The organism is Streptomyces venezuelae (assembly GCF_008642355.1).
Taxonomy (GTDB): domain Bacteria; phylum Actinomycetota; class Actinomycetes; order Streptomycetales; family Streptomycetaceae; genus Streptomyces; species Streptomyces venezuelae_B.
In genome coordinates this window covers 4530280-4541769 of the sequence record NZ_CP029193.1, presented here as the reverse complement: position 1 = coordinate 4541769, position 11490 = coordinate 4530280, and the positions used below count along the sequence as shown (strand labels likewise).

11 protein-coding genes are annotated in these 11490 nt (G+C 70.2%); 7 read left to right on the top strand and 4 right to left on the bottom strand.

The genetic code is table 11. The features are described from left to right. The first annotated feature begins 99 nt into the window (after positions 1-99). Positions 100-1254, top strand: a complete 1155-nt coding sequence (locus DEJ47_RS21080; RefSeq protein WP_150170584.1) for an ABC transporter ATP-binding protein — start codon at positions 100-102, stop codon at positions 1252-1254. Positions 1255-1267: 13 nt separating this feature from the next. On the opposite strand, the gene DEJ47_RS21075 is transcribed toward DEJ47_RS21080, so the two are convergent. Beyond that, complete coding sequence (locus tag DEJ47_RS21075; RefSeq protein ID WP_150170582.1) at positions 1268-2386, bottom strand: alpha/beta hydrolase; 1119 nt, start codon at positions 2384-2386, stop codon at positions 1268-1270. A gap of 259 nt (positions 2387-2645) precedes the next feature. Here DEJ47_RS21075 and DEJ47_RS21070 point away from each other — a divergent pair, with 259 nt between their 5' ends. The 6 genes from DEJ47_RS21070 to DEJ47_RS21045 all read left to right on the top strand — a co-directional run bounded on the left by DEJ47_RS21070 (position 2646) and on the right by DEJ47_RS21045 (position 7558). Continuing rightward, entirely contained in the window at positions 2646-4466 is a 1821-nt protein-coding gene (locus tag DEJ47_RS21070; RefSeq protein WP_150170580.1) for a phosphatidylglycerol lysyltransferase domain-containing protein, read from the top strand. 30 nt (positions 4467-4496) lie between these two features. Next, the gene (folP, locus tag DEJ47_RS21065) at positions 4497-5369 is read left to right on the top strand and encodes a dihydropteroate synthase (protein WP_150170578.1); all 873 of its coding nucleotides are present in this window, start codon (positions 4497-4499) and stop codon (positions 5367-5369) included. Continuing rightward, positions 5366-5902, top strand: a complete 537-nt coding sequence (locus DEJ47_RS21060) for a nuclear transport factor 2 family protein (RefSeq protein WP_150170577.1) — start codon at positions 5366-5368, stop codon at positions 5900-5902. Before folP ends, DEJ47_RS21060 begins: the two co-directional genes overlap by 4 nt. Before the next feature lie 155 nt (positions 5903-6057). Continuing rightward, a complete protein-coding gene (gene folB, locus DEJ47_RS21055) occupies positions 6058-6417 on the top strand; it encodes a dihydroneopterin aldolase (protein WP_055565731.1) in 360 nt (119 codons plus the stop codon). After that, positions 6414-7025 (top strand): 2-amino-4-hydroxy-6-hydroxymethyldihydropteridine diphosphokinase, encoded by a 612-nt coding sequence (folK, locus tag DEJ47_RS21050; protein ID WP_150170576.1) that lies wholly within the window; start codon positions 6414-6416, stop codon positions 7023-7025. The genes folB and folK overlap by 4 nt, the downstream gene beginning before the upstream one ends. Before the next feature lie 47 nt (positions 7026-7072). Next, the gene (locus DEJ47_RS21045) at positions 7073-7558 is read left to right on the top strand and encodes a DUF3180 domain-containing protein (protein WP_150170574.1); all 486 of its coding nucleotides are present in this window, start codon (positions 7073-7075) and stop codon (positions 7556-7558) included. 30 nt (positions 7559-7588) lie between these two features. Here the strand turns inward: DEJ47_RS21045 and DEJ47_RS21040 are convergent, their stop codons facing one another. From DEJ47_RS21040 to ftsH, 3 genes are all read right to left on the bottom strand, one after another. Next, positions 7589-8593, bottom strand: a complete 1005-nt coding sequence (locus DEJ47_RS21040) for an aldo/keto reductase (protein ID WP_150170572.1) — start codon at positions 8591-8593, stop codon at positions 7589-7591. Positions 8594-8711: 118 nt separating this feature from the next. Next, on the bottom strand, positions 8712-9317 hold the full coding sequence (folE, locus tag DEJ47_RS21035; RefSeq protein ID WP_150170570.1) for a GTP cyclohydrolase I FolE: 606 nt from the start codon (positions 9315-9317) through the stop codon (positions 8712-8714). A 110-nt stretch (positions 9318-9427) separates the two neighbouring features. Next, the gene (gene ftsH / locus DEJ47_RS21030) at positions 9428-11452 is read right to left on the bottom strand and encodes an ATP-dependent zinc metalloprotease FtsH (RefSeq protein ID WP_150170568.1); all 2025 of its coding nucleotides are present in this window, start codon (positions 11450-11452) and stop codon (positions 9428-9430) included. Positions 11453-11490: the final 38 nt, after the last annotated feature.

The following is an 11490-nucleotide window of genomic DNA, read 5'->3' as shown; positions in this document are numbered from 1 at the left end:
CGACCCTAACGCGCACCACCGACAATCGCAGTGAGTCGTTGTACGGCCGCAACACGGCCGTCACGCAAAGCCCCTCGCCGCCCTCCACAATGGGGAACCATGATCCGGTTCGAGCACGTCACCAAGCGGTACGCGGACGGCACCACGGCCGTCGACGATCTGTCCTTCGAGGTCGCCGAGGGCGAACTGGTCACGCTCGTGGGCCCGTCGGGCTGCGGCAAGACGACGACGATGAAAATGGTGAACCGGCTCATCGAGCCGAGCGAGGGCCGGATATTCGTCGACGGCGACGACATATCCGGAATCGATCCCGTGCAACTGCGGCGCCGTATCGGCTATGTGATCCAGCAGGTCGGTCTCTTCCCGCACAAGACGGTCCTCGAGAACACGGCGACCGTCCCGCATCTCCTCGGCGTCAAGCGCGGCAAGGCCCGCGAGCGCGCCGCCGAACTCCTCGACCTGGTCGGCCTCGACCCCGCCGTCTTCGGCGACCGCTACCCCGAGCAGCTCTCGGGAGGCCAGCGCCAGCGCGTGGGCGTGGCACGCGCGCTGGCCGCCGATCCGCCGGTGCTGCTGATGGACGAGCCCTTCGGCGCGGTCGACCCCGTCGTCCGCGAGCACCTGCAGAACGAGTTCCTCCGGCTCCAGCAGGCGGTGCGCAAGACGGTGCTCTTCGTCACACACGACATCGAGGAGGCGGTCCGCCTCGGGGATCGCATCGCGGTCTACGGAGAGGGCCGTATCGAGCAGTTCGACAGCCCGTCGACGGTCCTCGGGGCGCCCGCGAACGACTACGTGGCGGACTTCGTCGGCGCGGACCGGGGCCTGAAGCGCCTCTCCGTGACACCGATCGAGGAGGGCGACCTGGAACAGCCGCCCGTGGTGCACCTCGACGACACGCTGCCGAAAGAGCTCGACGCGCGCTGGGCCGTCGTCCTGGACGGCGGGAACAACCTGCACGGCTGGATCTCCGCCGAGCACGCGCGCGCGGGGAGCGGGACGGTCCGCGAGCACGCCCGCCGCATGGAGGCGTGGCTGCCGGTCGGTGCGAGCCTGAAGCAGGCGTTCGCGACGATGCTCCAGCACGACGCGGGCTGGATCGCGGTCATCGACAAGGACAGCGAGGGCCGCTTCCTGGGCGTCCTGACACCGGCCCGGCTGCACGAGGCGCTGCGCCGCTCGACGGCTGCGGACGCGCGGGACATCGCCCGCGCGGAGGTCGAGTTGGAGACGGTGGCGGCGATCAGGAGCTAGGGAGGCCTGTGCCCTAGTCGGCGCTCAGCCGCCCGCTGATCCACTCCAGCGTCGCGGGGATCTCACGGCGCCAGGTGTTGAAGTTGTGCCCACCGCTCTCGAGCGTGATCGACGAGACGCGCGTGGGCGCCTTCACCTTGTCGATGAACTTCAGGGTGTCGCGGTAGTTGCCCTCGCCCTTCTTGCTCGTGGTCACGAGGAGGGATGTCTTGGGCGGCGGCATGTGGTCCAGGTACCAGTCCAGGTCGGCGTGGCGCTCCAGCTCCTTGTCGCCGTGGAAGAGGTCACCCGTGGTGACGTCGATGGGCGCCTTGTAGTACGCGGAAAGGCCCGCTCCCGCGCCGTAGGTGGCCGGGTGGTGCATGGCGAGCTTCAGCGCGCAGTAGCCGCCCGTGGAGTCGCCGATGACGCCCCAGTTCTGTCCCTTGCCGCCCACCCTGTAGTGGCTGGATATCGCTCGGGGCAGGTCCTTGGCGAAGAACGTCTCGGTCTGCGGTCCGCCGGGCACGTCGACGCACTCGGTGTCGCGCGGCGGCGCCACGGTCGGCCGCATCATGACGAGGATCATCGGCTGCATCTTGCCGTCGGCCGCCTGTTTGTGGGCGGTCTGCGGGTAGTGCAGGCCCTTGATGAGCGCCTCGGCGGTGCCCGGGTATCCGGTGAGCACCACGGACGCGGGGAACTTGCGGTCCTTGTACTGCGGCTGGAAGTACTCGGGCGGCAGGTAGACGTAGGCGGGGCTGCCTATTTTGGAGACCTGTCCGCCGATCTCGATCTTCTGGATCTGCCCGCCGACGGAGGGCCGGCCGCCGCCCGGCACGTTCACCGTCTGGGTGCCGACGACCTTGACGGGCCCTGCTCCTTTGGCCGGATCGTGGTCCACCACCACTCCGGGAGCCGTCTCCTGGCCGAAGAGGTCCGCCCACGTGGCGTAGAAGCCGAAGGCCTGGTTGGCCGCCAGGCCCACCGAGGCGAAGACCGCGACCTGCGTGGCGAGCAGCAGCCCGACACGGCCCGCCACCGCCTTCCAGCTACGGCGGGCGAGCCGCGGCCAGAGCCAGATCGTGCCGACGATGAACAGCACCGCCAGCAAGACCGCAAGGGCGAGGACCTTGTTGCTCGTGAGACCCATGGGGAGTTCTGCCTGCGCTTTCTAACCTGTGCCGGGCATGTGCCCCGGCTCGACCGGACCCTGGACGGCCCGGCCGGCGGAGATGCCGGGGGCCCACCGGGCCTGCCACAGCATTTCCAGCCGTTTCCGGTCGGGAATGAACCCGTCTCCCTGAAGGACCGTCCTAGAGGGCGCAATGTAGCCGGATGCGCTTTTGGCACCGGATTAAAGCTCTCTCGCAGAACTACGGGATGCGATGTCTGTCAGGATAGATGGGGAAATGTCGGGCGGGGTTCCGGACAGTGAGGTGCGCCACCGCGACGGCCGACTGCGCAAGGTGCTGCGCGGGCCGCGCCCCGAGGCAGTGCCCACCTGGGTCGCCAGAGCCTGCACCCTCGTCGGCCTCCTGAACGTCGCGGCGGGCGTCTTCCCCCGTTTCCGGCACAGCCGCATGCACGCCATCGCCGAGGTCCTGCCCGGCGCGCTCGGTCCCTTCGCGGCAGCGCTCGCGCTCAGCTCCGGCATCCTGCTGCTCCTGCTCGCCCACGGTCTGCGGCGTCACAAGCGGCGGGCCTGGCGGGCCGCCGTGGTGCTGCTGCCCGCGGGCGCCGTGGCGCAGTTCGCGTACCGGCACTCGGTCATCGGCGTCGTGATCTCCCTCGCGCTGCTGGCGCTGCTGTTGCGCCATCGGAGTGAGTTCACCGCCCTGCCCGACCCGCGCAGCCGCTGGCGTGCCCTCGCCAACTTCGTCCTCCTCGGTGCCGGATCGATTCTGCTGGGTCTGGTGATCGTCAGCGTCCACCCCGGCAAGACCATCGGGGACCCCAGCATCACCGACCGCCTGGAGCACGTCCTCTACGGACTCTTCGGTTTCGAGGGCCCGGTCGACTACTACGGACGCACGTCCTGGACGGTCGGTTTCTCCCTCGGCGCCCTCGGCATGCTCACCGCCCTCACCACCGTCTACCTGGCCTTCCGCCCCGAGCACCCGGCCGCGCGCCTCACCGAGGACGACGAGACGAAGCTGCGCGCGCTGCTCGACAAGCACGGCGGCCGCGACTCCCTCGGCCACTTCGCGCTCCGCCGCGACAAGGGCGTCGTCTTCTCCCCCAGCGGCAAGGCCGCCGTCACCTACCGCGTCGTCTCCGGAGTGATGCTCGCCAGCGGCGACCCGATCGGCGACGTCGAGGCCTGGCCCGGCGCGATCGAACGCTTCATGGACGAGGCGAAGGCCCACTCCTGGACGCCGGCCGTCATGGGCTGCTCCGAGACGGGCGGCGAGGTGTGGACCCGCGAGACCGGCCTGGACGCCCTGGAGCTGGGCGACGAGGCGGTGGTGGACGTCGCGGATTTCTCCCTGTCCGGGCGTGCGATGCGCAACGTACGCCAGATGGTCAAGCGGATCGAGCGCAATGGCTACGAGACGCGCGTACGGCGCATCCGTGACCTGGGCGAACAGGAGCTCACCCGGATCCAGCGGGCCGCCGAGGACTGGCGCGGCACCGACACCGAGCGCGGTTTCTCCATGGCCCTCGGCCGCATCGGCGACCCGGACGACGGCGACTGTCTGATCGCCACCGCGCACAAGGCCGACGAGGACCCTGGCCCCTACGGCGACCTGAAGGCTGTCCTCCACTTCGTCCCGTGGGGCAAGGACGGCGTCTCCCTGGACCTCATGCGCCGCGACCGCGCGGCCGACCCCGGCATGAACGAGCTCCTCATCGTCGCCGCCCTCCAGGCGGCCCCGAAGCTCGGCATCGCCCGCGTGTCCCTCAACTTCGCCATGTTCCGCGCGGCCCTCGCCCGCGGCGAGAAGATCGGCGCGGGCCCGGTCCTGCGCGCCTGGCGCGGCCTGCTGGTCTTCCTCTCCCGCTGGTTCCAGATCGAGTCCCTGTACAAGTTCAACGCGAAGTTCCGCCCCCGCTGGGAGCCCCGCTTCGTCGTCTACCGCTCCAGCAAGGACCTCCCCCGCATCGGCTTCGCCGCGATGCAGGCCGAGGGCTTCGTCACGCTCGCCCTGCCGCGCTTCCTGCGCCGGGGCACGCCCCAGCGCCGCCCCTGCCCGCACCGGGCCGCGGAGCGGGAGGTCCAGGCGGCGTAATCGCGCCGCTTCCGGGCCTAGGCTGGAGGCATGAGTACGTTGCGCGGGCGGGGATCGGTCCAGGGGCTGCCGGAGTGGGACCGCTGTGCGGTCATGGGCGTGGTGAACGTGACGCCGGACTCCTTCTCCGACGGCGGCCGCTGGTTCGACACGACGGCCGCCGTGAAGCACGGCATCGACCTGGTCGCGCAGGGCGCCGACCTCGTCGACGTCGGCGGCGAGTCCACCCGCCCCGGCGCACCCCGCGTGGACGAGGACGAGGAGCTCAAGCGCGTCGTGCCCGTCGTGCGCGGCCTGGCCGCGGAGGGCGTCACGGTCTCCGTGGACACGATGCGCGCCACCGTCGCCGAGCAGGCGCTCGCGGCGGGCGCCGTCCTCGTCAACGACGTCAGCGGCGGCCTCGCCGACCCGCGCATGGTCCCGGCGGTCGCCGCCGCGCACGCCCCCTTCGTGGTCATGCACTGGCGCGGCTTCCTCACCGACATCCACGCCGAGCCGCACTACGACGACGTGCTCTCCGAAGTCGTCGACGAGCTCCACGCGCGCGTGGAGGCCGCCATCGAGGGCGGCATCGCCCCCGAGCGCATCGTCGTCGACCCGGGCCTCGGCTTCTCCAAGGAGGCCGAGCACGACCTGACGCTCCTCGCCCACCTGGAGCGGCTGCGCGACCTCGGCCACCCGGTCCTCGTCGCCGCCTCCCGCAAGCGGTTCCTCGGCCGCGTCCTCGCGGGCCCCGAGGGCGCTCCGCCGCCCGCCCGCGAGCGCGACGCCGCCACCGCCGCCGTCTCCGCCATCGCCGCCCACCAGGGCGCCTGGGCGGTCCGTGTGCACGAGGTGCGGGCGACCGCCGACGCGGTCCGCGTCGCCCGCGCGGTGACCGGCGCGGCTGGCGGCCCTCGGTGACCGCCGCCAGGACCGACGTCGAGCAGGTGCAGCTCGCCAACACGGCGTTCTACGAAGCGCTGGAACGCGGCGACTTCGACGAGGTGTCCGACCTCTGGCTGGACTCCGAGGACACCCCGGAGGGTGCCGGGGACACGGAGGACGCCGAGGGCACGGAGAGCGCGCGGAACGGCGAAACGGCCGGTGACGCGGTCTCCTGCGTCCACCCCGGCTGGCCGGTCCTGACGGGCCGCGGCGAGGTCCTCAGGTCGTACGCGCTGATCATGGCGAACACCGAGTACATCCAGTTCTTCCTCACCGACCTGAAGGTCGGCGTGGCCGGCGACACCGCTCTGGTGACGTGCACCGAGAACATCCTCAGCGGCGGCCCGCCCCCGGAGGCCGGCGGCGAGCTCGGCCCGCTCGTGGGCCAGCTCGTGGTCGCCACGAATGTGTTTCGCCGCACACCCGACGGCTGGAAGCTGTGGTCGCACCACGCCTCGCCGGTCCTCGCGGAAACCGATGACGAAGAGGGTGAGGAGACCCCCACCTGAGTGGGTAGGCGCCGTTCGACCAGTGTGCGCCGAGGCGCTCGACGGGGCCCGCGGGCGAGTGCTGTCAGTGCGCGCAGGTAGATTCGAACGAGGCTGGTGTGCCGACCGCACTCGGTGCAGGCCTGCCGATACCGACGATTGCAGGAGTGATTCGCGTGGATCGTGTCGCGCTGCGCGGCCTCAAGGCCCGCGGGCACCACGGTGTCTATCCGCGGGAGCGCGAAGAGGGCCAGACCTTCATCGTGGACCTGGTGCTTGGCCTGGACACGCGAGCGGCCGCGGCCGACGACGACCTGGCGAAGACCGTGCACTACGGAATCGTGGCCGAAGAGGTCGTGGCCGTCGTCGAGGGCGAACCCGTCGACCTCATCGAGACGCTCGCGGAGCGCATCGCCCAGGCGTGTCTCAAGCACGACGGAGTTCTGGAGGTCGAGGTCTGCGTCCACAAGCCGGACGCCCCGATCACCGTCCCGTTCGACGACGTGACCGTCACCATCACCCGGAGCCGAGTATGACTGTGCCCTTCAAAGCAGGTCAGAGCGACCCCACCGTCCAGCCGGTGCCCACCTCCGTCGTCGCGCAGGTGGACGCCGCGGACTCGACCCTGTCCAACCCCAAGCGTGCCGTGATCTCCCTCGGCAGCAACCTCGGCAACCGCCTGGAGACGCTGCAGGGCGCCGTCGACGCCCTGGAGGACACCCCCGGCCTGCGGGTCAAGGCGGTCTCCCCGGTGTACGAGACCGAGCCCTGGGGCGTCGACCCCGGCACCCAGCCCTCGTACTTCAACGCGGTCGTCGTGGTGAAGACGACGCTGCCGCCCGCCTCGCTCCTGGAGCGCGCGCAGGCGGTCGAGGAGGCCTTCCACCGCGTACGGGACGAGCGCTGGGGCCCCCGCACCATCGACGTGGACATCGTGGCGTACGCGGACGTGGTCTCCGAGGACCCGGCCCTCACGCTGCCCCACCCGCGCGCCCACGAACGCGCCTTCGTCCTCGCTCCCTGGCACGATGTGGAACCCGAGGCACAGCTGACCGGCCGGGGCCCGGTCGCGAAGCTGCTCGACGCGGTCACCCTGGACGGTGTGGCTCCCCGCGCCGACCTGGAACTCCGACTGCCGGAGTAGTCGTTGGAGAAGGCGGTCGAGACAAGCAAGCCGATGAAGGGTCACCCGTGAAGGAACTGCGCATCAGGACACTGGTCGGCCTCTTCCTCGTGGCCGGGGTGCTGTCCTGGTCGGGCGCCCGCCTCTGGGACTCCGTCGGCACGCTGCCGCGCGTTCCGCTGGCCGCGCCCATCGTGCTCGCGGTCATCGCCGTCACCCTCCTCGCGACGGCGCTGTCCCTGCGTTCCCGGCTGAAGGCCCAGCGCGAGCGGCGCCCCGGAGCGAAGGGCGTCGAGCCGATGATGGCCGCCCGCGCCGTCGTCTTCGGCCAGGCGAGCGCCCTGGTCGCGGCCCTGGTCGCGGGGATGTACGGCGGGACGGGTGTGTTCCTGCTCGAGTCCCTCGACATCCCGCCCCGCCGCGACCAGGCGGTGTACGCAGGGCTTTCGGTTCTGATGGGCATCGCGGTGATAGCGGCCGGCTTCTTCATGGAGCGGGTCTGCAAGCTCCCCGAGGACGACGACGAGAACGGCGAGACGCCGGCCGCGGCGTAGGCCACGCCCCCAGAAAGGCGCCGACGGGCGCTACAGCAGCGTGCCGCCCTCGACCTCCGTCTCCCCCAGGATCCGCTCCAGACGCCGCAGGACGTCCGCGTCCAGCCGTACGTGCGCGGCCGCGAGGTTCTCCTCGATGTGCTTCGGCGTACGGCTGCCGGGGATCGGCACGACGTTCGGGTCCTGGTGCAGCAGCCAGGCGAGCGCGAGCTGCGCCGGGGTGATGTCCAGCTCCTCCGCGACGCCCCGCACGGGCGCGAAGCGGTCGTTGTTGGCCTTCAGGTTCGCCGCGTCGAAACGCGGCGCGTTCTGCCGGAAGTCGCCCTCCGTGACCTGGCCGACCGTGCCGGTGAGGAAGCCTGCGCCCAGCGGCGACCACGGCACGAGCCCGACGCCGAGCTCGCGCGCCGCAGCGAGGAGTTCCGGCTCGGCGGGCTTCCACATCGACCACTCGATCTGCACCGCCGACACGGGGTGCACGGCGTGCGCGGCCCGCAGCTGGGCGGCCGTGACGTTCGAGAGGCCCAGGTGCCGCACCAGCCCCTCCCGGATCAGCTCGGCGACCGCGCCGACGGTGTCCTCGATCGGGACCTGCGGGTCGGGGAAGTGCGGGTAGTACAGGTCGATGTGGTCCGTCTCCAGGCCCCGCAGGCTCGCCTCGGCATAGCCGCGTACGTGCTTCGGGTCGCCGTTGACCGCCAGCTCACCGAAGGCGTAGCCGATGGGGAACGGGTGCGGCTCCACGCCCTCCGGCAGCCGGAAGCCGAACTTGGTGGCTATCGCGACCTGGTCGCGGCGCCCCCGCAGGGCCTTGCCGATGAGGCGTTCGTTGTGGCCGTCGACGCCGTACCCGTCGGAGGTGTCGATGATCGTGGCGCCCGCGTCGACCGCCGCGAGGAGAGCCCGCTCGCCGCGCTCGTCGTCGACCTCGCCGTAGACCCCCGGGGAGAGCACCATGGCGCCGTAGCCGAGAGCGGAGACCTCCAGGCCGCCGAGCTTGCGGGTGGGCAGAGGCTGCGTGCTCGTATTCGTCATACACGCAGTCTTTCGGCCACCGCCCCCATCGTCCACCGCTTTCGGCCACAACAGCCGCACACGGAAAGCGAGTTGAGCGGAACGAAAGACTCCCGACCACCCGGATCCCGCCGTCGTTTCAGCGGGCCATGATCAGGCTCATCGCCTCGTTGCGCGTCGCGGGGTCGCGCAGCTGGCCGCGGACCGCGGAGGTGATGGTCTTGGCGCCGGGCTTGCGGATGCCGCGCATCGACATGCACATGTGCTCGCACTCCACGACGACGATGACGCCGCGCGGCTCCAGGATCTCCATCAGCGAGTCCGCTATCTGCGTCGTCATGCGCTCCTGCACCTGCGGCCGGCGCGCGTACACGTCCACGAGGCGGGCAAGCTTCGACAGACCGGTGATCTTGCCGGAGGTGGACGGGATGTACCCCACGTGCGCCACACCGCGGAACGGCACCAGGTGGTGCTCGCAGCAGGAGGTGACCTCGATGTCCTTCACCAGGACCATCTCGTCGTGGCCGAGATCGAACGTCGTCGTCAGCACGTCCTCGGGCTTCTGCCAGAGCCCGGCGAATATCTCCTTGTACGCCCGTGCGACGCGCCCCGGAGTCTCCCGCAGCCCCTCCCGGTCGGGGTCCTCCCCCACGGCGATGAGCAGCTCGCGTACGGCGTTCTCGGCCCGCTTCTCGTCGAACTCGCCGATCAGGCCGTCGCCGTCCAGCGTCACCGGGTCGGTCATCTTGTGCCTCGTTCCTGTGCGTCACACGCGGGCGTACGAAATAAGCCGCGCCCCCCAGGCTAGAACCAGGGGGGCGCGGCATCCATTCCGGGCCTGCTGAGGCGCGCGGGTCAGCTCTCGGGGCGGTCCTCCGGGGCCACCTCGAGGGGCTGCTCCGTGCTGCCCGACGTCACCGCGGGGGTCGCGCCGTTCGCACCGTTCGTCAGCGACAGCTCCTTGGGGGAGAGCACCGGCGGGCGGGTCGAGGGCGTGCGCCGCGAGGAGCCGGTCCACGCGGGGCGGGCCGGGCGCTTCACGATGGTCGAGAAGATCTCGGCGATCTCTTCCTTGCCGAGGGTCTCCTTCTCCAGGAGCTGGAGGACCAGGTTGTCGAGGACGTCGCGGTTCTCGACGAGAATCTCCCACGCCTCGTTGTGCGCGGTCTCGATGAGCTTCTTGACCTCTTCGTCGACCAGCGCCGCGACCTCTTCCGAGTAATCGCGCTGGTGGCCCATCTCGCGACCGAGGAAGGGCTCCGTGTTGTCGCCGCCGAACTTGATCGCGCCGAGCCGCTCGGTCATGCCGTACTGCGTGACCATCGCGCGGGCCGTGCCCGTGGCCTTCTCGATGTCGTTCGCCGCGCCCGTCGTCGGGTCGTGGAAGACGAGCTCCTCGGCCGCGCGCCCACCCAGCATGTATGCCAGCTGGTCCAGCATCTCGTTGCGCGTGGTCGAGTACTTGTCCTCTTCGGGCAGGACCATGGTGTAACCCAGAGCCCGGCCGCGGGACAGGATCGTGATCTTGTGGACCGGGTCCGAGTTCGGTGAGGCCGCCGCGACCAGGGCGTGTCCGCCCTCGTGGTACGCGGTGATCTTCTTCTCCTTGTCGGACATGATCCGGGTCCGCTTCTGCGGGCCCGCCACGACGCGGTCGATCGCCTCGTCGAGCATGCTGTTGTCGATCAGCTTCTTGTCGCTGCGGGCGGTGAGCAGCGCGGCCTCGTTGAGGACGTTGCTCAGATCCGCACCGGTGAAGCCCGGCGTGCGACGGGCGACCGCGGAGAGGTCGACGTCCGGGGCGACCGGCTTGCCCTTCTGGTGAACCTTGAGGATCTCCAGGCGGCCCTGCATGTCCGGGCGGTCGACGGCGATCTGCCGGTCGAAGCGGCCGGGGCGCAGCAGCGCCGGGTCGAGGATGTCGGGGCGGTTCGTGGCGGCGATCAGGATGACGCCGCCCTTCACGTCGAAGCCGTCCATCTCGACGAGCAGCTGGTTCAGCGTCTGCTCGCGCTCGTCGTGGCCACCGCCGAGACCGGCACCGCGGTGACGGCCGACGGCGTCGATCTCGTCGACGAAGACGATCGCCGGGGCGTTCGCCTTGGCCTGCTCGAAGAGGTCACGCACACGGGAGGCACCGACACCGACGAACATCTCGACGAAGTCGGAACCGGAGATCGAGTAGAACGGGACTCCGGCCTCACCGGCGACGGCACGCGCGAGGAGCGTCTTGCCGGTACCGGGCGGGCCGTAGAGCAGCACACCCTTGGGGATCTTGGCGCCGACGGCCTGGAACTTCGCCGGCTCCTGCAGGAACTCCTTGATCTCGTGGAGCTCCTCGACCGCCTCGTCGGACCCCGCCACGTCGGCGAACGTCGTCTTCGGGGTGTCCTTGGTGATGAGCTTCGCCTTGGACTTCCCGAAGTTCATGACCCGGGAGCCGCCGCCCTGCATCTGGTTCATCAGGAACAGGAAGACGACGACGATGAGGACGAAGGGGAGCAGGGAGAGCAGGATCCCGACGAACGGGTTCTGCTTCGACGGCGAGACGGTGTAACCGTCCGGGATGTCCTTGGTCTGGTACTTGGACTGCAGGGTCTTGGCGAGGTCGACGCCCTGGTCGCCGATGTAGCTCGCCTGGATCTTGCTGCTGTCCTTGACCTTCTGGCCGTCCTTGAGCTCGACCTTGATGATCTGTTCGTCACCGGTGGTGAGCTTGGCGGACTCGACCTTGTTGTCGTTGATCGCCTGGACGACCTGGCCGGTGTCCACCGTCTTGTAGCCGCCGGACGAGCCGACGACCTGCATCAACACGACCACGGCAAGGACGGCCAGCACGATCCACATGACTGGCCCACGGAAGTATCGCTTCACGTCCATCCATACGGAGCGATGACGCCCCGTCCCTCCTGCCATAG

What these genes read in the sequence shown, in the direction of transcription:
- DEJ47_RS21080 (WP_150170584.1), top strand. Translation starts at nt 100, where the DNA reads ATGATCCGGTTCGAGCACGTCACCAAGCGGTACGCGGACGGCACCACG.
- DEJ47_RS21075 (WP_150170582.1), bottom strand. Translation starts at nt 2,386, where the DNA reads ATGGGTCTCACGAGCAACAAGGTCCTCGCCCTTGCGGTCTTGCTGGCG.
- DEJ47_RS21070 (WP_150170580.1), top strand. Translation starts at nt 2,646, where the DNA reads ATGTCGGGCGGGGTTCCGGACAGTGAGGTGCGCCACCGCGACGGCCGA.
- folP (WP_150170578.1), top strand. Translation starts at nt 4,497, where the DNA reads ATGAGTACGTTGCGCGGGCGGGGATCGGTCCAGGGGCTGCCGGAGTGG.
- folK (WP_150170576.1), top strand. Translation starts at nt 6,414, where the DNA reads ATGACTGTGCCCTTCAAAGCAGGTCAGAGCGACCCCACCGTCCAGCCG.
- DEJ47_RS21040 (WP_150170572.1), bottom strand. Translation starts at nt 8,593, where the DNA reads ATGACGAATACGAGCACGCAGCCTCTGCCCACCCGCAAGCTCGGCGGC.
- folE (WP_150170570.1), bottom strand. Translation starts at nt 9,317, where the DNA reads ATGACCGACCCGGTGACGCTGGACGGCGACGGCCTGATCGGCGAGTTC.
- ftsH (WP_150170568.1), bottom strand. Translation starts at nt 11,452, where the DNA reads ATGGACGTGAAGCGATACTTCCGTGGGCCAGTCATGTGGATCGTGCTG.